This window comes from Amycolatopsis sp. NPDC114504 (assembly GCF_055633595.1).
In genome coordinates this window covers 211,253-229,451 of record NZ_JBVKDU010000005.1, presented here as the reverse complement: position 1 = coordinate 229,451, position 18,199 = coordinate 211,253, and the positions used below count along the sequence as shown (strand labels likewise).

16 protein-coding genes are annotated in these 18,199 nt (G+C 74.0%); 6 read left to right on the top strand and 10 right to left on the bottom strand.

Annotated elements, in window-relative coordinates:
• Positions 1-6: 6 nt before the first annotated feature.
• Complete coding sequence (locus tag ACZ7PG_RS37180; RefSeq protein WP_470243866.1) at positions 7-2,754, bottom strand: AfsR/SARP family transcriptional regulator; 2,748 nt, start codon at positions 2,752-2,754, stop codon at positions 7-9.
• 116 nt (positions 2,755-2,870) lie between these two features.
• Between ACZ7PG_RS37180 and ACZ7PG_RS37175 the strand changes: the two genes are divergently transcribed.
• A complete protein-coding gene (locus ACZ7PG_RS37175) occupies positions 2,871-3,359 on the top strand; it encodes a hypothetical protein (protein WP_470243865.1) in 489 nt (162 codons plus the stop codon).
• A gap of 52 nt (positions 3,360-3,411) precedes the next feature.
• On the opposite strand, the gene ACZ7PG_RS37170 is transcribed toward ACZ7PG_RS37175, so the two are convergent.
• Complete coding sequence (locus ACZ7PG_RS37170; RefSeq protein ID WP_470243864.1) at positions 3,412-4,365, bottom strand: alpha/beta hydrolase; 954 nt, start codon at positions 4,363-4,365, stop codon at positions 3,412-3,414.
• 104 nt (positions 4,366-4,469) lie between these two features.
• Here ACZ7PG_RS37170 and ACZ7PG_RS37165 point away from each other — a divergent pair, with 104 nt between their 5' ends.
• Entirely contained in the window at positions 4,470-5,492 is a 1,023-nt protein-coding gene (locus ACZ7PG_RS37165) for a helix-turn-helix domain-containing protein (protein ID WP_470243863.1), read from the top strand.
• On the opposite strand, the gene ACZ7PG_RS37160 is transcribed toward ACZ7PG_RS37165, so the two are convergent.
• On the bottom strand, positions 5,485-6,444 hold the full coding sequence (locus ACZ7PG_RS37160) for a TIGR01777 family oxidoreductase (RefSeq protein WP_470243862.1): 960 nt from the start codon (positions 6,442-6,444) through the stop codon (positions 5,485-5,487). The genes ACZ7PG_RS37165 and ACZ7PG_RS37160 overlap by 8 nt on opposite strands.
• Before the next feature lie 99 nt (positions 6,445-6,543).
• Between ACZ7PG_RS37160 and ACZ7PG_RS37155 the strand changes: the two genes are divergently transcribed.
• The 4 genes from ACZ7PG_RS37155 (at position 6,544) to ACZ7PG_RS37140 (ending at position 11,100) form a co-directional block, all read left to right on the top strand.
• Positions 6,544-7,407: a universal stress protein gene (locus ACZ7PG_RS37155; protein WP_470243861.1), complete on the top strand. Its 864-nt coding sequence runs from the start codon at positions 6,544-6,546 to the stop codon at positions 7,405-7,407.
• A gap of 59 nt (positions 7,408-7,466) precedes the next feature.
• Positions 7,467-7,871: a hypothetical protein gene (locus ACZ7PG_RS37150; RefSeq protein WP_470243860.1), complete on the top strand. Its 405-nt coding sequence runs from the start codon at positions 7,467-7,469 to the stop codon at positions 7,869-7,871.
• A 106-nt stretch (positions 7,872-7,977) separates the two neighbouring features.
• Positions 7,978-10,101, top strand: coding sequence for an AfsR/SARP family transcriptional regulator (locus ACZ7PG_RS37145; RefSeq protein WP_470243859.1), 2,124 nt, complete (start codon positions 7,978-7,980; stop codon positions 10,099-10,101).
• 132 nt (positions 10,102-10,233) lie between these two features.
• Positions 10,234-11,100, top strand: a complete 867-nt coding sequence (locus tag ACZ7PG_RS37140; RefSeq protein WP_470243858.1) for a manganese catalase — start codon at positions 10,234-10,236, stop codon at positions 11,098-11,100.
• A gap of 37 nt (positions 11,101-11,137) precedes the next feature.
• Here ACZ7PG_RS37140 and ACZ7PG_RS37135 read toward each other — a convergent pair whose 3' ends face one another.
• The 7 genes from ACZ7PG_RS37135 to ACZ7PG_RS37105 all read right to left on the bottom strand — a co-directional run bounded on the left by ACZ7PG_RS37135 (position 11,138) and on the right by ACZ7PG_RS37105 (position 18,196).
• Complete coding sequence (locus ACZ7PG_RS37135) at positions 11,138-12,142, bottom strand: pectinesterase family protein (RefSeq protein ID WP_470243857.1); 1,005 nt, start codon at positions 12,140-12,142, stop codon at positions 11,138-11,140.
• A 57-nt stretch (positions 12,143-12,199) separates the two neighbouring features.
• The gene (locus ACZ7PG_RS37130) at positions 12,200-12,970 is read right to left on the bottom strand and encodes a pectate lyase (RefSeq protein ID WP_470243856.1); all 771 of its coding nucleotides are present in this window, start codon (positions 12,968-12,970) and stop codon (positions 12,200-12,202) included.
• Between the two features lie 142 nt (positions 12,971-13,112).
• Positions 13,113-14,387 (bottom strand): pectate lyase family protein, encoded by a 1,275-nt coding sequence (locus ACZ7PG_RS37125; protein ID WP_470243855.1) that lies wholly within the window; start codon positions 14,385-14,387, stop codon positions 13,113-13,115.
• An 11-nt stretch (positions 14,388-14,398) separates the two neighbouring features.
• Entirely contained in the window at positions 14,399-15,316 is a 918-nt protein-coding gene (locus ACZ7PG_RS37120; RefSeq protein WP_470243854.1) for a DUF6807 domain-containing protein, read from the bottom strand.
• Positions 15,313-16,530: a Gfo/Idh/MocA family protein gene (locus tag ACZ7PG_RS37115; protein WP_470243853.1), complete on the bottom strand. Its 1,218-nt coding sequence runs from the start codon at positions 16,528-16,530 to the stop codon at positions 15,313-15,315. Before ACZ7PG_RS37115 ends, ACZ7PG_RS37120 begins: the two co-directional genes overlap by 4 nt.
• Positions 16,530-17,639, bottom strand: a complete 1,110-nt coding sequence (locus ACZ7PG_RS37110) for a Gfo/Idh/MocA family protein (RefSeq protein WP_470243852.1) — start codon at positions 17,637-17,639, stop codon at positions 16,530-16,532. The genes ACZ7PG_RS37115 and ACZ7PG_RS37110 overlap by 1 nt, the downstream gene beginning before the upstream one ends.
• Positions 17,636-18,196, bottom strand: coding sequence for a DUF624 domain-containing protein (locus ACZ7PG_RS37105; RefSeq protein WP_470243851.1), 561 nt, complete (start codon positions 18,194-18,196; stop codon positions 17,636-17,638). The genes ACZ7PG_RS37110 and ACZ7PG_RS37105 overlap by 4 nt, the downstream gene beginning before the upstream one ends.
• Between the last annotated feature and the right edge of the window lie 3 nt (positions 18,197-18,199).

The following is an 18,199-nucleotide window of genomic DNA, read 5'->3' as shown; positions in this document are numbered from 1 at the left end:
AGTGTTCTAACCCTGTTTCCCACTCACGACCAGCCGCGGCAGACCCATTTCGTCGTGCAGTGCCTGGCCCGCCCGCAGCAGCCGCTTGGCCTGGGCGGGCTCCCCCAGCGCCGCGTGCGCCGCGCCGAGGCCGAACAGTGCCCGCGCCTCCTGCGCTCGGTAGCCGATTCGGCGCGACGTCGTCAGGGCCGTGGTGTGCGCCGCCAGGGCCGCGGCTGGGTTGCCGAGGGCGTGGGCCGCCGCGCCGAGACTGTTGGCCGCCATGGCCAGCAGCAGCGGGTGGTTGAGCCGCGCCAGGATCGTGCACGCCCGCTCGGCGTGCTCGTGTGCCCGCTGCGGGCACGCGGCCGCCAGCAGCACCTCCGCGCAGTCGATGCGGCTCCACGCCTCGCCGAACGCGTAGCCCCGCTCGACCGCGTCGCGCACCGCCTGCTCCGCGACGTCGAGGGCTTCCGCGGGGCGGTCGAGCCGGGCGAGCACCAGCGCCTGCTGGGCCGCGGCCAGGATCACGCCGTCCCCGTCACCGAGCTCGTCGCGGATCGCCCGGGCGCGCGACGCCGACACCCACGCCTCCTCGAACGACCCGAGCACCTCCTGAGCGTTGCTGAGGTTGGCCCAGACCAGGCCGGCGACGGCGTGGCCGCCCGTCTCGCGGGCCAGCACCAGCGCCCGCCGGTACAGCCGGACCGCGTCGGGGTAGCGGCCGAGCATGCCGTGCACCGCGCCCAGCCGGGCGAGGGCCGCGGCTTCGGCCGCGCGGTCGCCGGACCCGCGGACCAGGCGCAACCGCTCCTCGGTGGTGGCCGCCGCCTCGGCGAGCCGTCCGGTTTCCCAGTGCGCGATCGTGAGGTTCGCCAGGCTCAGCTGCCGCGCGTGCGGGTCGCCCAGCCGGTCGGCGGCCCGGACCCCGGCGCGGGCCAGCGCCGTCAGCTCGTCGCGGTGCCCCTGTTCGCGCAGGGCGGCCACCGCGCGGTCGGCGATGCGCCAGGCGTGGTCGTCACGTCCGCCGAGCGCGGTGACGGCGACGAGGTTGGCGCGTTCGGCGGCGAACGAGAACTCGCCGTCGCGGTAGTGGTCCAGCAGCCGGCCCAGTGCCGCCGCGGCCTCACCGGGTTCTGCTAATTCCCGCGCGTGTTCGGCGAGCAGATCGTGGAACCCGTAGCGGTCCGGGGCCGGCTGGCGGAGCAGGTGGACGTCGAGCAGGTCCTCCAGCAGCCGCTCGGCCTCGGCGACCTCGGTGCCGTACAGCGCGGCCGCCGCGGGGACCGCGAAGTCGCCGCCCGGGTGACACCCCAGCACCCGGAACATCCGGCGCTGCGCCGACGTGAGGTCCCGGTAGGACAGGGCGAACGCCGCGGCGACGTCCCGGCCGCCCGCGCGCAGCTCCCCCAGCCGGCGTCGTTCGGAGCCGAGGCGCGCCGCCAGGTCGTCCACCGTCCACAGTGGACGTGCTTGGAGCCGGGCGGCGGCGATCCGCAGCGCCAGCGGCAGATACCCGCACAGCCGGGCGATCCCGGCGCCGGACCGGCCGCCCGCCGCGGCGGTGAACAGCGCCTCGGCCTCGGGCGGCGGCAGCACGTCCAGGCACAGCGCGACCGCGCCGTCGACCTCGGCGACCCGCCGCCGTCCGGTCACCAGGACCCCGACGCCGCGGTCGCCGGGCAGCAACGGCACGACCTGCGCGGCGTCCGCGGCGTTGTCGAGGACGACCAGCAGGCGGCGCCCGGCGACACGGGACCGCCAGAGCGCGGCGCGCTCGTCGAGCCCGTCCGGCTGGCGGCTCGCCGGGACGCCGGTCTGCAGCAGCAGGGCCACGAGCGCGGCTTCAGGCGGGAGCGGGTCCCGCGCCGGGGTGTGGCCGTGCAGGTCCACGAACAGCTGCCCGTCCGGGAACTCCCCCGCGGCCCGGTGCGCGACGCGGACCGCGAACGCCGTCTTCCCGACCCCGGCCATCCCGTCGACCACCACCGGCTGCCCGGCCCGCAACGCCTCGAGCGCGCGGGCGACCTCCGTCGCGCGGCCGGTGAAGTCCGGGACGTCGTAAGGCAGGAAGCAGCGGCCGGGCTCCTCGTGCAGGAGCTGCTCGTAGAGGGTGCGCAGCGACGCGCCCGGCGAGACCCCGAGGTCTTCGGCCAGCCGCCGCTTCGCGCGCTGGTAGGCGGTGAGCGCGTCGGCCCGCCGCCCCGCCCGGTGCAGCGCCCGCATGAGCAGCCCGACCAGGCCTTCGCGCAGCGGGTGCTCGGCGACCAGCGCGGTCAGCTCCGCGACGGCGTCACCGTCCCGGCCTTCTTCGATCTCGGCGGCCAGGCACCGCTCCAGCACGGCCAGCCGGCGCTCCGCCAGGCGCTCGGCGTCCGGGCGCAGCGCGGCGCTGTCCACCCCGGCCAGCGCCGGACCCCGCCAGCACGCCAGGGCCTCCCGGTACTCGCCGCGCGCCGCGTGCTCCTCGAACACGTCGAGGTCGGACGCGCCCGGCCGCAGCGTGAACCCGGGTCCGTCGGCGGTGAGGACGCCGGGGGCGGCACCGGCCGCGACGAGGGTGCGGCGCAGGGCGGTGGTGAGGTTGCGGACCTGCCGCACCGCCGTCGCCGGCGGCTCGCCGTCCCAGACGACGTCGACCAGGCGCGCCACCGGTACCACCCGGCCGGCGCCGAGCAGCAGCGCCGCCAGGATGCGTTCCTGCCGCGGCCCGGACGGGCCGATCGGCCGGCCGTCGACGAGCACTCGCACCGGACCCAGGACGCGGAACTCCATGGCTCACCCCGCGAGCGAGGCTAACGGGCCCCCGGGCGGCGCCGGTGCGGAAGTGATGCAGCTGTGATGCGCCGTCCCGGCAGCCTTCCGGCCGGACCACGAAGAAGGGAAACCAGATGCGCAGGTGGGCTTACGCGGCGTTGGGGACGGCACTGGCCGCGGCGGCGGTCACTGCCCCGGTCACGGCTTCGGCCGGGGAAACGGGCGGACAGAGTGGGCAAGGTGGGCAGGACTGTCGAAGGGCGTTCGACCACGCCGTGTGGGAGGACATGGACAGCTACAACAAGCGCGACGCCGCCCGCTACCGCGCGATCATCCACCGCGACATGGTCACGGTCGGCCGCCGGGGCAACCTCTTCCTCGGCTACGACGCGAACGTGAACCCGGTGCTGGAGCAGTTCAAGGTGCCGTACGAGTACTCGATGCCGTGGACGGTGGTGCACACCGTCGTCGAGAACTGCCAGATGGGTTTCGCGATCCTCGACGCGCACTACCTCGAGCCGTCCCACGGCATCGACCGGCACTACACGATCAGCCTGACCCTGGTGCGCGACCACGGCCGGTGGCAGGTCGTCAAGGACACGGTCACCGACGTGGTGCCCTGACCGGGGTGGGACGGCGCGCCGCACTCGCGGCGCGCCGTCTCGGGGCCCTTGGTCAGCTCAGTCGCAGCCCGCGGCGGAGCGCTTCGACCTCGTCGGCGAACATCCGGCGGGAGATCGCCGCCGTCTCGACCATCGACGAGCCGTGGAACGTGCCCGGGTAGTGGCGCAGCTCGGTCGCCACGCCCGCGTGCGCGAGACGTTGCGCGTACTGGATTCCTTCGTCCCGCAACGGGTCGAACTGGCACGTCGTGACGAACGCCGGCGGCAGGCCGGCCAGGTCCGTCGCCCGGGAAGGTGCGGCATACGGCGAAACGTCGTCGCCGCCGGGTTCCGTGCCCAGGTAGCTGGTCCAGCTGTACACCGCGTTCGGCTGGTTCCACAGCGGCGTGTCGGTGTAGGCGCGCATCGACGGCGTGTCCAGGCGGTCGTCCAGCTCCGGGATGCCGAGGTACTGGAAGCACAGCGCCGGGCCGCCGCGGTCGCGGGCCAGCAGCGCCACCGCCGCCGAGAGGCCGCCGCCCGCGCTTTCGCCGCCCACCGCGAGCCGGGCCGGGTCGATGCCCAGCTCGGCCGCCTTGGCCTCGACCCACTGCAGGGCCGCGTAGCAGTCCTCGACCGGCGCCGGGAACGGGTGCTCGGGCGCCAGCCGGTAGTCCACCGACACGATCACGATGCCGAGCTCGTCGACCAGCCGCAGCAGCGACGCGTGGAACATGTCGAGGTCGCCCAGGACGAACCCGCCGCCGTGGATGTAGAGCAGGCCGGGCACCGCGCCGGTGCGGTTCGCCGGGGAGTAGACGCGCACCGGCACGTCCGGCGCGTCCGACGGCCCCGGCACGGCCGTGTCGCGGACGTCGACCGGGTTCACCGGCTCGTAGGCCGGCAGGACCTCGCCCAGCTGCCCCATCGAGGAGCGCGCGGCGACCAGTGCCTCGTAGTCGGTCAGGGTCACGGCCGGGAGCATGTCCAGCCAGGGCAGCAGCTCGGGATCGATCGCGTAGGTCATGACCTGATCTTCGGCCGCCCGGGGCTCTTCCGGCCACCGCCACGCGGCGGGCGTTGCCGGGCCGGAGCTCGCCATCCGGCGGCGGGCGCGCCTATCGTGGCGACATGAAGGGGCTGCTGCTGCGGCTGTCCGGGCTCGACGCCGACGCCGAGAACGCCGTGCGGGTGATCGGGTTCTTCGACCGCCTGATCACCGGGCGCGCCGGCCTGGACGCGCTGGTGCGCAGCACGGCCGAGCTCGCCGGCTGCCGGGTCGGCGTGCACGCGCCCGGCCAAGGGCTGTCGCTGCGCGCGGACCCGGGCGAGGACGTCGTCACTCCCGGGACGGCTCTCGCGGGCGCGGCCGTCCGCCGGCTCGAGGGCGGCGTCGAGGTGTGGGTGGCCCGCGCCGGCCCGCCGCTCCCGCTCGACGACATGCTCCTCGAACGGTTCGCGATCGCCACCGCGATCCTGCTGGAGCAGAGCGGCGTGCCCCGGCCCGAGCTGGGCGACCCCGCGCTCGTCGAGCTGGTGCTGTCGGAGGACGCCGGGACGGCCGAGCGGTCGCGGGCCCTGCACCTGCTGGGGATCTCGCCGGCGGCCCGGCTGCGTGTGCTGGCCGGCACCGGCGTCGACGGGCTCGCCGGGCGTTCGGCGCAGCTGGGCGGGGTGCGCGCGATCCTCGCGGACGCCGTGCCCGGCCCGGTTCCGGACGGCGGCCGGGCGGGGATCGGCCCGGAGCTGCCGGCCATCGACGCGGCCCGCTCCTGGGCCGCGGCCCGGACGGCGCTGCGCTTCACCTCGGGCACCGAGCCGGTGGTGTGGTGGGACCGGCTCGGCAGCCTCGCCCCGCTCGCGGGCAAGCTCGCCGGACCGGATGTGGCCGAGCTGCCCGACGTGCGCGCGCTCGACCGGCTGGCGGCCGAAGCCCACGGCGACGACACGCTGGCCGCCCTCGACGCCCTGTGCGCGACCGGCTCGGCCCGCAAGGCCGCGGCGGTCCTGCACCGCCACCACAGCACGATGCCCGCCCGCCTGTCCCGCGCCGAAGCCGTGCTGGGTTTCGAGGTCGACTCCCCCGCGGGCCGGTTCCGGCTGCACCTCGCGCTGATGCTGAGAAGGCTGCGGGACAACAGCGACCTCAGCTGACCGTCCTCAGTGGACGATCGAGCAGGTCCGCCGCCGCGGCGGGCCAGGACGGGTGGTCGAAGGCGAACCCCGCGTCGAGCAGCCGGCCCGGCACCACGCGGCGGCTCTTCAGCAGCAGCTCCGTGTCCGACCGCAGCACGAACGCCCCGATCTCCGCCATCCACCGCGTCGCCGGCAGCCCGAACGGGACACCCGCCGCCGTGCGCAGGGCGCGCAGGAAGTCCCGTGACGGCAGGGGTTCCGGGGCCGCAAGGTTCACCGGCCCGCGCACGTCGTCCCGCGCGATGAGGAAGTCGATCGCGCGGACCAGGTCGTCCTCGTGGATCCACGACAGGTACTGCGCGCCGCCCGCGACCGGGCCGCCCAGGCCCAGCCGGGCTAGCCGCAGGAGCATCGCGAACGCGCCGCCGGGCTCCGGGCTCATCACCATCGCCGTCCGCAGCGCCACCTTGCGGGTGCGCGGAGTGGCCGCCACCTCCTGCTCGCGCTCCCACGCCCGGGCGAGGTCGACGCTGTAGGCCCAATACGCGGGCACCCCGGGCTCGCCGCCGCCGAGCACGCCGGTCGTTTCGTCGTTCGGGGCGTCGAAGCGGTGGGCGTAGATCGTCGCCGTGCTCATCTGCAGCCAGACCCGCGGCGGCCGCGCGGCGCGCTCGATCGCGCCGCCGACGACCCGCGCCGAGTCGATCCGCGAGTTCCACATCTCCCGCAGGTTCGCCTGGGTGTACCGGCAGTTCACCGACCGGCCGGCCAGGTTGAGCACGACGTCGCCGCCATCGATCTCCGCCGTCCACGGCCCCGCGGCGCGCCCGTCCCAGCGGACGTGGCGCACCCCCGGTTCCGGCGGTGCGTCCCGCCGGGTGAGCACGACGACCTCGTCCCCGCGGTCGACCAGCTTCCGGCTCAGCACCCGGCCCAGGTGCCCGGTGCCACCCGGTATCACGATCTTCATGAATCCCCCTCATCGGCCCGCCCGAGGACCACGGTACCGAAAGAGTTGAACACGTTCAAATAGGGGTGGGTGCCCGCCGGGCGGGCATAGAGTCGGCGGATGACCGCTGCAGCCGCGCCGCCGATCGTCACCGGGGTGGACGGGTCGGCCGAGTCCCTGGACGCCGTCCGCTGGGCCGCGCGGACCGCCGGCCTGCGGGACGCGCCCCTGGAGATCGTGCACGCCCTCGACGTCCCGGCCCTGCTCGCGGGCGGGGTCGTGCCGCCGCCCGAGGAGATGGTCGACGCGCTGCGCGCCCGCGGCCGGCGAGCGCTGCGGATCGCGCGGGAACTGGCCGCCGCGCAAGGCGTTCCCGGCGCGACGACCCGGCTCGACCCCGACCGCGCCGCCCAGGCGCTGATCGGTGCTTCGCGGGCAGCTGCCCTGCTCGTCGTCGGCTCCGCCGGGCACGGCAGGCTGACCAGCCTCCTCGCGGGCTCGGTGGCCGCAGCGGTCGGGACGCACGCACGCTGCGACACCGTCGTCGTCCGCGGGGACAGCTGGGACGAGCCCGGCGCGGGAGACCGCCCGGTCGTCACCGGCATCGACGGCAGCGAAGCCGGTTCTCGCGTGCTCGCGGCGGCGCTCGCCGAAGCCCGCGTCCGCCGCGCGCCGCTGGTGGTGCTGCACGCCTGGACCGACGTCCCGCCGCCGCGGCCGGACCCGCGGTGCGTCACCGACGCCGGGCGCCGGCTGCTCGGCGAACGGATCGGCGACCACGACCTCGGCGACGTCGCGGTCGACCAGGTCGTCGTCCACGCCCACCCCCGGCGGGAGCTGATCGAGCGCAGCGGGGCCGCCCAGCTGGTCGTCCTCGGCGACCGCGGCCGCGGCGGATTCCCCGGGCTGCTGCTCGGCTCCACCGGCCAGGCGCTGCTGCACCACGCGGCGTGCCCGGTCCTGCTCGTCCGCACCGCCGGATGAGCGGAAGCGGGACGGAAGCCGGTTCCGGCAAGATGGCGGGGACCGAGAGCGAGGATCAGATGAAGACAGTGGTGCGAGCCGGGCTGGTCGCGATGCTGGCCACGGCGGCGTTCGCCGTCCCGGCCCAGGCGCAGACCATCAAGCAGGTCACGAGCATCTGCCATGCCGGGGCGTTCAGCGGGACGTTCACCCTGCGGTACGACACCTCCGGTGGCTTCCACCACCCGCTCGGCTCGTACACCACGTCGGGTCCGTACATCGGCGACGTCGGCACCCAGTCGCTGAAGATCTCCTACCAGGATGGGCTGGGCACGCACACGGTCTACACCCGGGTCGGCCCGGCGAGCAACGGCACCATGTCGCTGCCGGCGGGGCTCGCGATCCCGGCCACCGCGCGCGCCACGGCGTCGACGACGTTCGACAGCGGGGCGGCGTCCTGCGTCGCGACGGTGCCGATCACGTAGGCGCCCGGCGACGAATCGTCCGCTTTCCCCCGGTCGACGTATCTCGCATCGCCCACTCCGCTCCTGTACGCCTGAGCGCGGACGCGTCCGCGGCGGAGGGGCGGGGATGGTCGGGAACACCACCGGCGGAGTGGACCTCGGAGTGCTGGGACCGTTCGAGGTCCGGATCGGCGGTGCACCGCGGGACGTCGGCGGGCCGCGCCTGCGGACCCTGCTCGCCGTGCTCACGGCGGAGGCGGGCCGCGTCGTGAGCGTCGCCGCGCTCGGCCGCGCGCTGTGGGGCGAGCGGCCGCCCGCGCACGCGGACCGGACCGTGCGGACGTACCTGTCACGCCTGCGCGGCTCCCTGGGGCCCCACCTGATCCTGACCCGCCCGCCGGGGTACGTGCTGCGCGTGGGGCCGGAAGCCCTCGACGCGGCGCGGTTCGAGCAGCTCGCCGCGGAAGGACGCCGGGCGCTCGCCGCCGGCGAACCCGGCACCGCCCGCGAACACCTGGCCGCCGCTTTGGCGCTGTGGCGCGGAACCGCGTACGAGGAGTTCGCCGGCGTCGAAACCCTGCAGGCCGAAGGGATGCGGCTGGACCGGCTGCGCCACAACGCCGTCCAGGACCGGATCGACGCGGATCTGGCCACCGGCGAGGACACCGGCCTGATCGCCGAGCTGGAGTCGCTGACCGCGGCTTTCCCCGGCCACGAACGCCTGTGGGGACAGCTGATGACGGCGCTCTACCGCGCCGGGCGCCAGGGCGACGCGCTGGAGGCGTTCCGCCGGGCCCGGCACGGGCTGATCACCGCGTCCGGCGTCGAGCCGTCGCCGGTGCTGGCCCAGGTCCACCGGCAGGTGCTCGCCCACGACCCGGGACTGCTCCCGGCCCGGTCCGGCGCCGTGGTGACCGCCCCGGACGACGCGCTGGCCGCCGGCGAGCACGCCCTGCTGGAGGACGGCGACCTGCGGACCAGCCGCGAGCACTTCGAAACCGCCTACCGCCGGGCCGAGCAGGCCGGGGACGCCGACACACTCGCCCGCGCGGCGCTCGGCCTGGGCGGGGTGTGGGTGCACGAACACCGGACGGCCGCCGCGTCGGAGCTGCTGCTGACCCGCCTGCGGCACGCGCTGGCGGAGGTCGACCCGGCGTCGGCGCTCGCCCGCCGCCTGCGGACGCGGCTCGCGGGCGAGGAGGACTACCAGGCCGTGCGGCACGACCGGATCCTGGCCGTGGCCGAAGAAACCCGGAAAGCGGGTGACCCGATCGCGCACGCCGAGGCGCTGAGCCTGGCCCACCACTGCCTGCTCGGCCCCGACCACACGGCCCGGCGGCACGCGCTGGCCACCGAGCTGGTCGGGGTGAGCGGGCGGTCCGGGCGGCGCACCGACCTCGTCATGGGCGTGCTGTGGGACACCGTCGACCTGTTCCTCGCCGGCGACCCGCACGCCCAGCGGCGGCTCGGCGAGCTCGACGACCTCCTGGCCGCGCGCAAGCACCTGGCCGCGGGGTTCGTCGCCGACGCGGTCAAGGTCATGCTCGCCATCCGCGCGGGCCGGTTCCGCGAGGCCGAGCAGGGTGCGCAGGCCTGCGCGGAGCTCGGCCAGGCGGCCGGCGACCTGGACGCGCTCGGCTGGTACGGCGCGCAGCTGGTGGCGATCCGGTGGTTCCAGGGCCGGCTCGGCGAGCTGGTGCCGGTGCTGGACGGGCTGATGCACTCCCCCACGCTCAGCCCGATCGACAACTCGTACTACGCGGCGCTGGCGGTGGCGGCGGCTTCGTCGGGCGACCGCCGGACGGCCGCGGGCGCCCTGGCCCGCCTGTGCGGCGGCGATCTGGGCGCGCTGCCGCGGTCGAGCACGTGGCTGATTTCCCTGTGCGGCGCCTCGGAAACCGCATACCTGCTGGAGGACGTCGAGACGGCGACGCGGGTTTCCGAGCTGCTGCGCCCGTTCGGCCACCTGCCGGCGATGGCGAGCCTGGCCATCGCGTGCTTCGGCTCGATCCACTACCCCCTCGGCACGGCGGCCCTGACGACCGGCGACCTGGACCGCGCGGTCGCCCACCTGCGGGCGGCGGTCCAGCACAACCTGGCTCTGGCCCACTGGCCGGCGGTGGTGTTCTCCCGCCGCCGCCACGCCGAAGCGCTGGTCCGGCGTGGCGGAGCGGGGGACGCGGTGGCCGCGGCGAGCGAGCTGGCGGCGGCCGAGGAGGAGGCCCGCGGGTTCGGCGAAGCGGCTCGGTGAGGACCGCTCCCCGACGAATCATGTGGGAAATCACGGCTTTCGTGATTATCGCCCGGGCGGCCGGGAATTCGCAGCTTCCGGCCACCGGTTCCGCCCCGGGAACCATCGGCGCCGAAGCAAAGGATTCCTCGCGTGTTCCGTCACACCAAGCTGCTGCAGTTCGAAGCCAAGCCCGAAAAGCCCGACGCCGTCTACGCCCACAAACTGCAAGAACTCATCGGCGGCGCGTTCGGCGAGATGAGCGTGACGATGCAGTACCTGTTCCAGGGCTGGAACTGCCGCATCGAAGGCAAATACAAGGACCTCCTCATGGACACCGCCACCGAGGAGATCGGGCACGTCGAAATGCTCGCCACCATGGTCGCCCGCCTGCTCGAAGGCGCTCCCGCCACGATGACCGCCGAAGCCGTCAAGGACCCGGTCATGGCCGCCACGCTCGGCGGCATGGACGTCCAGCAGGCCATCGTCGCCGGCGGTGGTGCGCTTCCGGCGGACAGCAACGGCTACCCCTGGAACGGCCGCTACATCGTCGCCTCGGGCAACCTGCTCGCCGACTTCCGCGCGAACGTCGCGGCCGAAGCCCAGGGCCGGCTGCAGACCGCCCGGCTCTACGGCATGACCGACGACCCCGGGGTCAAGGCGATGCTGCAGTTCAACCTCGCCCGCGACACCGTCCACCAGAAACAGTGGCTGGCCGCGATCGAAGAGCTGAAGGCCGACGGCCTCGAGGAGGAAATCGTGCCGAACGCCCTCCTCGACGAAGAAGACCAGACCCACAACCACACGATCTGGCACCTTTCCGACGGCCCCGACGGCGCCAAGGGCACGGCTTGGACCACGGACGCGGACATCGAGTACCTGATGGAACCGGAACCACTCGGCGGCCCGGGCACGGCTCCGAAACCCGACCCCGCGCTCTACAGCACCTACGCCCCGCTCCAGGACGCCAAAGGCACCGTGAAAGGCAAGGCCAAGGCGGCCAAGAAGAAGCTGACCTGACCGGCGGCCCGGTGCGTTCCCGGACGCACCGGGCCCGTCAGTGCACGGGGTTCCACCCGTCGCCGCCCGCGAGGTAACGCTGCGCGGTGAACGTCGCCGCCTGGGTGGCGGTCAGCTGTGGCCGGTCGGTGCCCGTCCCGGCGCCCGGTCCCGTGTTGCGGTACTCGAAGAACCGGGCGTCCTTCCACGAGAAGCCGGACATGTCGGTCCACGGTGCCGGCTTGATCGCCGCCGGCAACGCCGTCTCGCGGATGACGACCTGCGCGATCGCGTCGACGTCTCCGCCGGGGTGCCACGGGCGGCCCAGGTAGAAGCTCGCGGTCGCGGCCGGGCTGAGGATCTTGCTGCCGACGATCAGGAAGCCGTACGCGTTCGTCCGGCGGGTGCTCGCCGCGGTCAGGTAGCCGTTGGGGTTCGAACCGCGGTCGAGTGCGGTGATCGTCGCCCGGTCGAACACCGCCGTCGCGCGGCCGAACAGGAAGTCGACGTCCCCGCTGATCGCGCAGTTCCGGTAGTACTGGCGGCCGGCCGTACCCGTCGCCGCGGTGTCGGCGTACAGCGTGTCCTGGTGGCCGAGGAACGTGACGTTGTCGAACACCATCCGGTCGCCGGTGGTCTTGACCGCGACCGCCTGGGTCGCCGTGATCTCCGGGTGGGCCTTGCGGTCGAAGGAGTTGCGGAAGGTCAGCGCGCTCGCCGTGAAGCCGTTCGCGGCGATCGTCGCGGTCGCGCTGCCGGTGGTGCCGTACGTCGTGCCGTCGGGTTTCGGGGTCCCGCTGGCGTTGTCGTAGTCGACGACGACGTCGGACGCCTTACCGGTGGTGCCGCGCAGGGTGATCCCGGTCTTGGCCGCGGGCACGGTGATCACCTCGCGGTAGGTCCCGGGCTTGACCGACACCGTGCCGCCGGCGGACACGGCGTCGATGCCGGCCTGGACGGTCGTGTAGTTCCCAGAGCCGTCCTTGGCGACGACGACGTTCGCGGCCGCGGGTGGGGCGAGGGTCGCCGCGGCCAGCGCCGAGGCGATGAGGAGCGCGAGCATGGGGCACCTCCACGGGGACGCCGGGGGTACCGGACGGCGGCCGGCACCCCCGGACGGTTACTGGTAGGTGATGTTGGCGGTGGTGTAGAGGCAGTTGGTCGAGTCGGGACCGCTGCCGATCTTGGTCGGTTCGCCGCTGGTGACGCCCTTGTACTTCTCGCAGGGCACGATCTTGCGGCTCGAGTCCCCGACGATGGTGATCCGGGTCAGCTTGGCGGTGTCGCCGTAGTTGGTGTTGATGCCGACGAGCGTCTTGCCCGGCACGGTCGCGGTGACGTTGTCCACGACGACGTTGCGCTTGTACTGCGTCTTGCAGTTGCCGCAGGAGCGGTACAGCTTGCCGAAGTCGTTGACCTGGAAGTTGCGGATGTACATGGTGCCGGGACCGTTGTGCTGGAACACCTTGTCCGACGCCTTGCGCGCACCGCCGCCGTCGATCGTCATGGTCTGCGAGGCGGAGGTGCCCTTGAACGTCGCCGCGTCCTCGCCGACGTCCTCCCACCAGACGTTGAGCAGCGTGCAGGTGCCGAGGCAGTGCACGCCGTCGGCGGCCGGGTTGCCGAGGACGACGTTCTTCAGCGTGGTGCCGTTGGACAGCTCGAAGATCGGGCCCTGGTCCTCGTCCTGGCCGCCGGTGCCGAGGTCGCCGGTGCCGTAGAACCGCTTGAGGCCGCCGTCGTAGGTGCCGCTGGTGACCTTGATGGTCGCGCCGACCGCCTGACTGGCGGTGGGACTCGGCCACGAGGCGGCGCTCGCGGACGGGCCGGCGACGATCACGGTGGACACCGCGAGCGCGGCGACGACCGCGGCCCGGGAAATCGGGGACATGCTCATCACTCCTTGGGTCTTCCCTTGCGGAAAAGGGTCCTGGCGAGTGCTGAAAGCGCTTTCTCAGTCTCCGGTTCCCGGGTTCGGCGTGTCAATGCCACCGGCCGCAGGGATCACCCTGTCGCCCGGATGCCCGCCGTTTTCAGAAAACGGGACCGGCGCCGAGCAGCACCCGCGCGGGCACCGCCCACGTCGGATCGAGGTGGGCGACCAGCGTCGGCGTCCAGCCCACGTCCGGGCCCAGATCCGGATCGTTGGCCGCGTTGTACTCCGCCAGCAGATCCACCGGCCGGGGCGGCGCCGCACCGGAGGAAACCAGCGTCCCGGTCGCGTGCAGCACCGTCCCCTTCCAGTACTCCACCAGCGCGCCCAGCGGCACCGAAGCCGGGATCCGGAAGAAGTTGTTCTCCGCGTAGATCCGCGACTCGACGCCGACGCCGAGCGAATACGTGTAGGCGGCCGGATCCCGCACCAGGTAGAGGTTGTCGTAGACGTGCACCTGCCCGTATCGCACCCGCGGCGCGCGCTGGCCGATCTCCGAGAAGAGGTTGTGGTGCACCGAAACCCGCAGCTTCCCGACGTCGTAGGTCGGCTTGTCGGTGTTGCCGATCAGCATCGTCTTGTCGTGGTCGTGCAGCCGGTTGTCCGACACCGTCACGAGGTCCGAGCCGTTGACGATGTCCAGCAGGCCGTCGTGGACTTCGTACTTGCGCCCGAAGTACGTGGGCTGCGCGGTGTTCCCGCCGTCGCTGAACTCGTTCTGGTCGACCCAGACGTGCGTCGCGCCGACGAGGTCGACGTTGTCGTACTCGGAGTTCCAGTTCCCGTCCGCGCCGTCGAGGGGGTCCCACTGGGGAAAGCAGTCGTGCGCGTCCGAGAACCGCAGGTTCCGCAGGATCACGTTGTCCCCGGTGACCCGCAGCGTCAGCCCGTGCAGGGTCGCACCCCCGAGCCCGTAGATCGTCGTGTTCGGGCCGACGTCGAGCACCACCTGCGCCGCCTGGTTCGCCTGCGACCGGGCTCGCGCCTCCTCGAGCGGCCCCGAAGGCTCGACCTTCCCCCAGGTCGCCGGGTCGTACGCCGCCAGGTACGCGGGCAGGCTGTAGGCCGGGTCGGCGAAGTCGTCGCAGGTCCGCGGCCGGTCGCGACCGTCCACATTGCCCTCGATCGTGCCGCGGACGTAGACGATCTTCGGCGCGCCCGGGTGCGCCGCCAGCGCGGCGGCCAGCTCCGAACGCCGGGACACCGTGTGGACGTCGGCGGGTGCGGCCGCCGCTCCCCCGGTCGTCCCGGCGCCCCAGCCGTCGTGCGCACCGAGCACGACGCGGCCCGGGTCGTGGCCGTGGGCTTCCGCCGTCCCGGCGGTGAGGGTGAGTCCGAGCAGGGCGAGGCACCCCGCGAAGGCCTTCCAGCGCATGTCGGCTCCTTCTACTCGGCCGCCCGGGCCGCGAGCTCGGCCAGCCGGGCGGGCTCCGGATCGCCGTCGAGGACGACGACGTGGTGGGTCAGCGTCAGCTCGTCCCCCGGTGCGAACACCCACGGCCGGTGGTAGGTCGCGGCGAAGCTGACCACCGGGAACGGCTCGGCGCGCACGTACCAGGCCGTGGGGAAACCGGGGTTGGCCGGGCTGTCGGCGAACAGCAGCGTCGAGAACCGCAGGCTCTCGTCGTGCCGGCCGGTGAACGCGAGCCACGGCGCGCGGTGCCCCATCGCGCTTTCGGCTGAGCGGCCGTCGGACGTGCGGACCGTGCCGCCGACGAACGAGCGCGGCCCGCGCCAGAACAGCCCGCCGTACCCGGCCGTGTCCCGTCCCTCGGTCACCGGGCTCCCCCAGCGCAGCTCGCGGCCGCTGGTGTTGCACAGGCGGCTCGTCCAGGTGAGGGTCCAGCCGTCCGCCGAGACGTCGCCGAAGCGCAGCGTGCGGTGCTCGGTCAGCCACCGCCGGCCCGCCGCGGTGCGCCAGGCCAGCTCGTGCCGCAGTTCGCAGTACTCCGCGGCGCTCACTGTGCTCTCCCAGCGGACGTGGCCGACGGTGCCGTTGTTGTCGAGCGGGGTGTACCCGCGTCCGCGCACGTAGGTCCGGCCGCCCCAGAAGTTCTCCCCCGACAGGTGGGCCATGGTGAACTGCAGGCCGTTGTGCCAGGTGTGGTCGTGCGGCCGGACCGCGGTCACCGTCTCGCCGGCGGTGGTGCGCAGCGGGTGCAGGTACGGCTTCGGCGAGTCCCCCGCCGGCGTCGACGGCGCCACGACGTACTCCGCCAGGACGACGTCGCCGAGCTGGACGCGCACCCGGCCGTCGTCCTCGGCCAGCTCCAGCGTCCCGTTGCCGACCGCCGCCCGGCTCACGCCGGTTCCCCGATTTCGCCGAGCAGCTCGTCGACCGGGACCGGCCTGCCGGTGGCCAGCGACCGGTTCGCGGCCAGCCCGGTGAGCAGCGCCTGCAGACCGGAGTCGTGGTCGGCGGCGCAGCCGAGCGGGTCCGGTTCCGCGTCGCCGAGCAGTTCGGCGAGCATCCGTTCGTCCCCGCCGCCGTGGCCTTCGCCCAGGGGTTCGTCCAAGAGGACTTCCGGTGGTTCCCAGTGCCGTTGCCGGGTCAGCCGGGCCCGGCTGCTTTCCCCCGAGTCCGTGGCGTACTCGTTTTCCCGGACGTCCAGCTCGAGCCGCCCCGAGCTGCCCGAGAACGCGACGCGGTATCCCTCCCGCGGTGAGTACGCGTGCAGGTGGTAGTTCAGCACCACCCCGCCGCGGTACCGGACGAGCACCGACACGTCGTCCTCGATCGTGACGCCGGGTGCGAACACGTCCTGGTTCCGGACGTAGCCGTCTTCGTGCTCCGCGTCGCGGTAGAGCGCGCGCAGCCGGGGCGACGCCTCGAGGTCCAGCGCGAACCGGTCGTCGGTGTGCCGGTGGCCGTTCTCGTCGCCGTAGAAGAACAGCCCGCCCAGCGCGAACACCGTCTCCGGGCCGCTGCCGAGCCACCAGTTGACCAGGTCGAAGTGGTGGCCGGACTTGTGCACGAGCAGGCCGCCGGAGTTCGCCTTCTCGCGGTGCCAGCGCCGGAAGTAGTCGGCGCCGTGCGCGGTGTCGAGCAGCCAGCTGAACTCGACCGAGCCGATCTCCCCGATCGCGCCCGCGGCGAGCAGCTCGCGCACGCGCCGGTGCACCGGGTTGTACCGGTAGTTGAACGCGACCCGCACCGAGCTTCCCGTCTCGCGACGGGCGGCGAGGATGCGTCGCGCGCCGTCGGTGTCGGTCGTCATCGGCTTCTCGGTGACGACGTCGCAGCCGGCGTGCAGCGCCGCGACGACGTAGTCCGCGTGCGTGTGGTCCGGCGTGCACACCACGACGACGTCGACGCGCTCCTTCGCCAGCATGGCGGCGAAGTTCGCCGGCCGGTAGCCGGGCACCGAAGCGCCGAGCCATCCATTGTGGACCCGCATGCGGGTTTCGTTGTGGTCGCAGAAGGCCGCGAGCTCGGCCCGCGGCGAGCCGGCCAGCGCGCGGGCGAACAGCTGGGCGCGCGAGCCCAAGCCGACGATCGCGTAGCGGCGCACCACCATCACGTCTCCTCTCGGGCGAGGGTCCAGGGCAGGGCGAGTTCGGAGAACAGCGCGAGCCGCTCGGCCGCGGTGTCGACGGCCCGATCGACGCCCGGCACGACGAACCGGCGCTCCGGGCCAGCGCCGACGGCCCGGGCCTGGGGCAGCCGCCTCGGCTCCGGCGCGTCGCGGACCGCCTCGACCAGTGCGGTGAACGCGCGGGTGGCGGCCAGCGGAGCGAGCAGCGGCACGCCGTCGCGCAGGTGCTCGACGAGGTTCGTCAGCAGGTCCTGCGGCGGCCCGACCGGCACCGGCTCGCCGCCGACGAGGACGACGTCGGTCTTGTAGTGCCACCGGATCCGGCCTTCGGTGCCGTGGATCAGCACGTACGGCTCGTGGTCGGCTTCGGCGGCGAGCGTCGCGGCGGCGACGACGTCCGGTGCGCCGGCGAAGCACAGGCGGGCGCACGCCGTGTCGTCCGACTCGATGTCGCGGGCGCGGTACAGCTCGACGGCCGTGCGCTCGGGCAGTGCCCCGGCCGTGCCGTTGAGCAGCAAGGCGGTCGCGACGGCGTGGGCGAACGGGTTCGTCAGGGCGCCGTCCACGACCGCGCGCCCGTCGAGCCGGCGACGGCCCGCCCAGGCGGTGCGGGAGAAGTAGCGGTCACGCCGGATCCACGCGCCCGCGGCGGCGATCCCGGTGACCGTCCCGATCGCACCCCGGGCCAGCGCGGCCCGGATCACCGGGACCGCGGGCGAGCCGAAGCTCTGGAACCCGACCTGGCAGGCCCGGCCGCGGGCCCGCTCGGTCAGCTCGTCGAACGCCGTCAGGTCGAGCACCGGCGGCTTCTCCACGAGCACGTGGCAGCCCGCGGCGAGCGCGAGGCGGGCCAGGGGCAGGTGCGTGTGCGGCGGGGTGGCGATCACGGCGATGTCGGCCGGCACGCGGGCCAGCAGCTCCGCGGGGTCGTGGGTGAACACCGGCACCAGCTCGCCGGCCCCGTCCGGTGGCTCGCGGACGTCGCACGCGCCGGTCAGGACGATTTCACCCCGGTCGTGCAGCGCGCGGGCCCGGCGCAGGTGGGTGCGCGCGTAGCCGGTCGTGCCGAACACCACCACCGCAGGGGTCATCGGCGGCCGCCGGTCGCCACGGCGGCCAGGGCCAGCGGCCCGGCGACCAGCAGGGCCAGGATCGGCAGCATCCACGCGAGCACGACCGCGAGGCCGATCGCCCCGGCCAGGAGCAGGGCGTTCCCCGGCGCCGACGCGGTCTCGCGAGCGGCCGTCACGACCGCGCGCCGCCAGGACGGTTCCCCGGTCGCGACGACCTCGCACGTCCGCAGCGCGACGACCGCCATCGCCGCGGCCAGCACCCACAGCGCCGGCCCCAGCACGCCGGCTCCCGGCATCGAGCGCACGACTTCGAGGTCCACCGCGAACAGCGCCGCCCCGGCGAGGCACCCGAGCGCGAAGAGCAGCCCACCCCGGGCGGACTGGCGGAAGTCGGCCCAGAACGTCGTCCACAAGGGACGCCCGATGCCGTGGCGCGTCCGGTCGAGCACCCGGCAACCCGCCGCGAACGCCGGGGCCGCGGTCACCACCGGCACCGACGCGAGCGCGACGAGCAGGCCGGTCAGCAGGCAGTCCGAAAAGTCGGTGAGCCCGGTTCGCCACTGGGTGGTGCGCATGGT

Excerpts from the sequence above, each read along its gene's own strand:
- ACZ7PG_RS37115 (WP_470243853.1), bottom strand. The coding sequence starts at position 16,530 with ATGGTGGTGCGCCGCTACGCGATCGTCGGCTTGGGCTCGCGCGCCCAG.
- ACZ7PG_RS37130 (WP_470243856.1), bottom strand. The coding sequence starts at position 12,970 with ATGTCCCCGATTTCCCGGGCCGCGGTCGTCGCCGCGCTCGCGGTGTCC.
- ACZ7PG_RS37170 (WP_470243864.1), bottom strand. The coding sequence starts at position 4,365 with ATGACCTACGCGATCGATCCCGAGCTGCTGCCCTGGCTGGACATGCTC.
- ACZ7PG_RS37160 (WP_470243862.1), bottom strand. The coding sequence starts at position 6,444 with ATGAAGATCGTGATACCGGGTGGCACCGGGCACCTGGGCCGGGTGCTG.
- ACZ7PG_RS37150 (WP_470243860.1), top strand. The coding sequence starts at position 7,467 with ATGAAGACAGTGGTGCGAGCCGGGCTGGTCGCGATGCTGGCCACGGCG.
- ACZ7PG_RS37165 (WP_470243863.1), top strand. The coding sequence starts at position 4,470 with ATGAAGGGGCTGCTGCTGCGGCTGTCCGGGCTCGACGCCGACGCCGAG.
- ACZ7PG_RS37125 (WP_470243855.1), bottom strand. The coding sequence starts at position 14,387 with ATGCGCTGGAAGGCCTTCGCGGGGTGCCTCGCCCTGCTCGGACTCACC.
- ACZ7PG_RS37180 (WP_470243866.1), bottom strand. The coding sequence starts at position 2,754 with ATGGAGTTCCGCGTCCTGGGTCCGGTGCGAGTGCTCGTCGACGGCCGG.
- ACZ7PG_RS37155 (WP_470243861.1), top strand. The coding sequence starts at position 6,544 with ATGACCGCTGCAGCCGCGCCGCCGATCGTCACCGGGGTGGACGGGTCG.
- ACZ7PG_RS37145 (WP_470243859.1), top strand. The coding sequence starts at position 7,978 with ATGGTCGGGAACACCACCGGCGGAGTGGACCTCGGAGTGCTGGGACCG.
- ACZ7PG_RS37105 (WP_470243851.1), bottom strand. The coding sequence starts at position 18,196 with ATGCGCACCACCCAGTGGCGAACCGGGCTCACCGACTTTTCGGACTGC.
- ACZ7PG_RS37175 (WP_470243865.1), top strand. The coding sequence starts at position 2,871 with ATGCGCAGGTGGGCTTACGCGGCGTTGGGGACGGCACTGGCCGCGGCG.
- ACZ7PG_RS37110 (WP_470243852.1), bottom strand. The coding sequence starts at position 17,639 with ATGACCCCTGCGGTGGTGGTGTTCGGCACGACCGGCTACGCGCGCACC.
- ACZ7PG_RS37135 (WP_470243857.1), bottom strand. The coding sequence starts at position 12,142 with ATGCTCGCGCTCCTCATCGCCTCGGCGCTGGCCGCGGCGACCCTCGCC.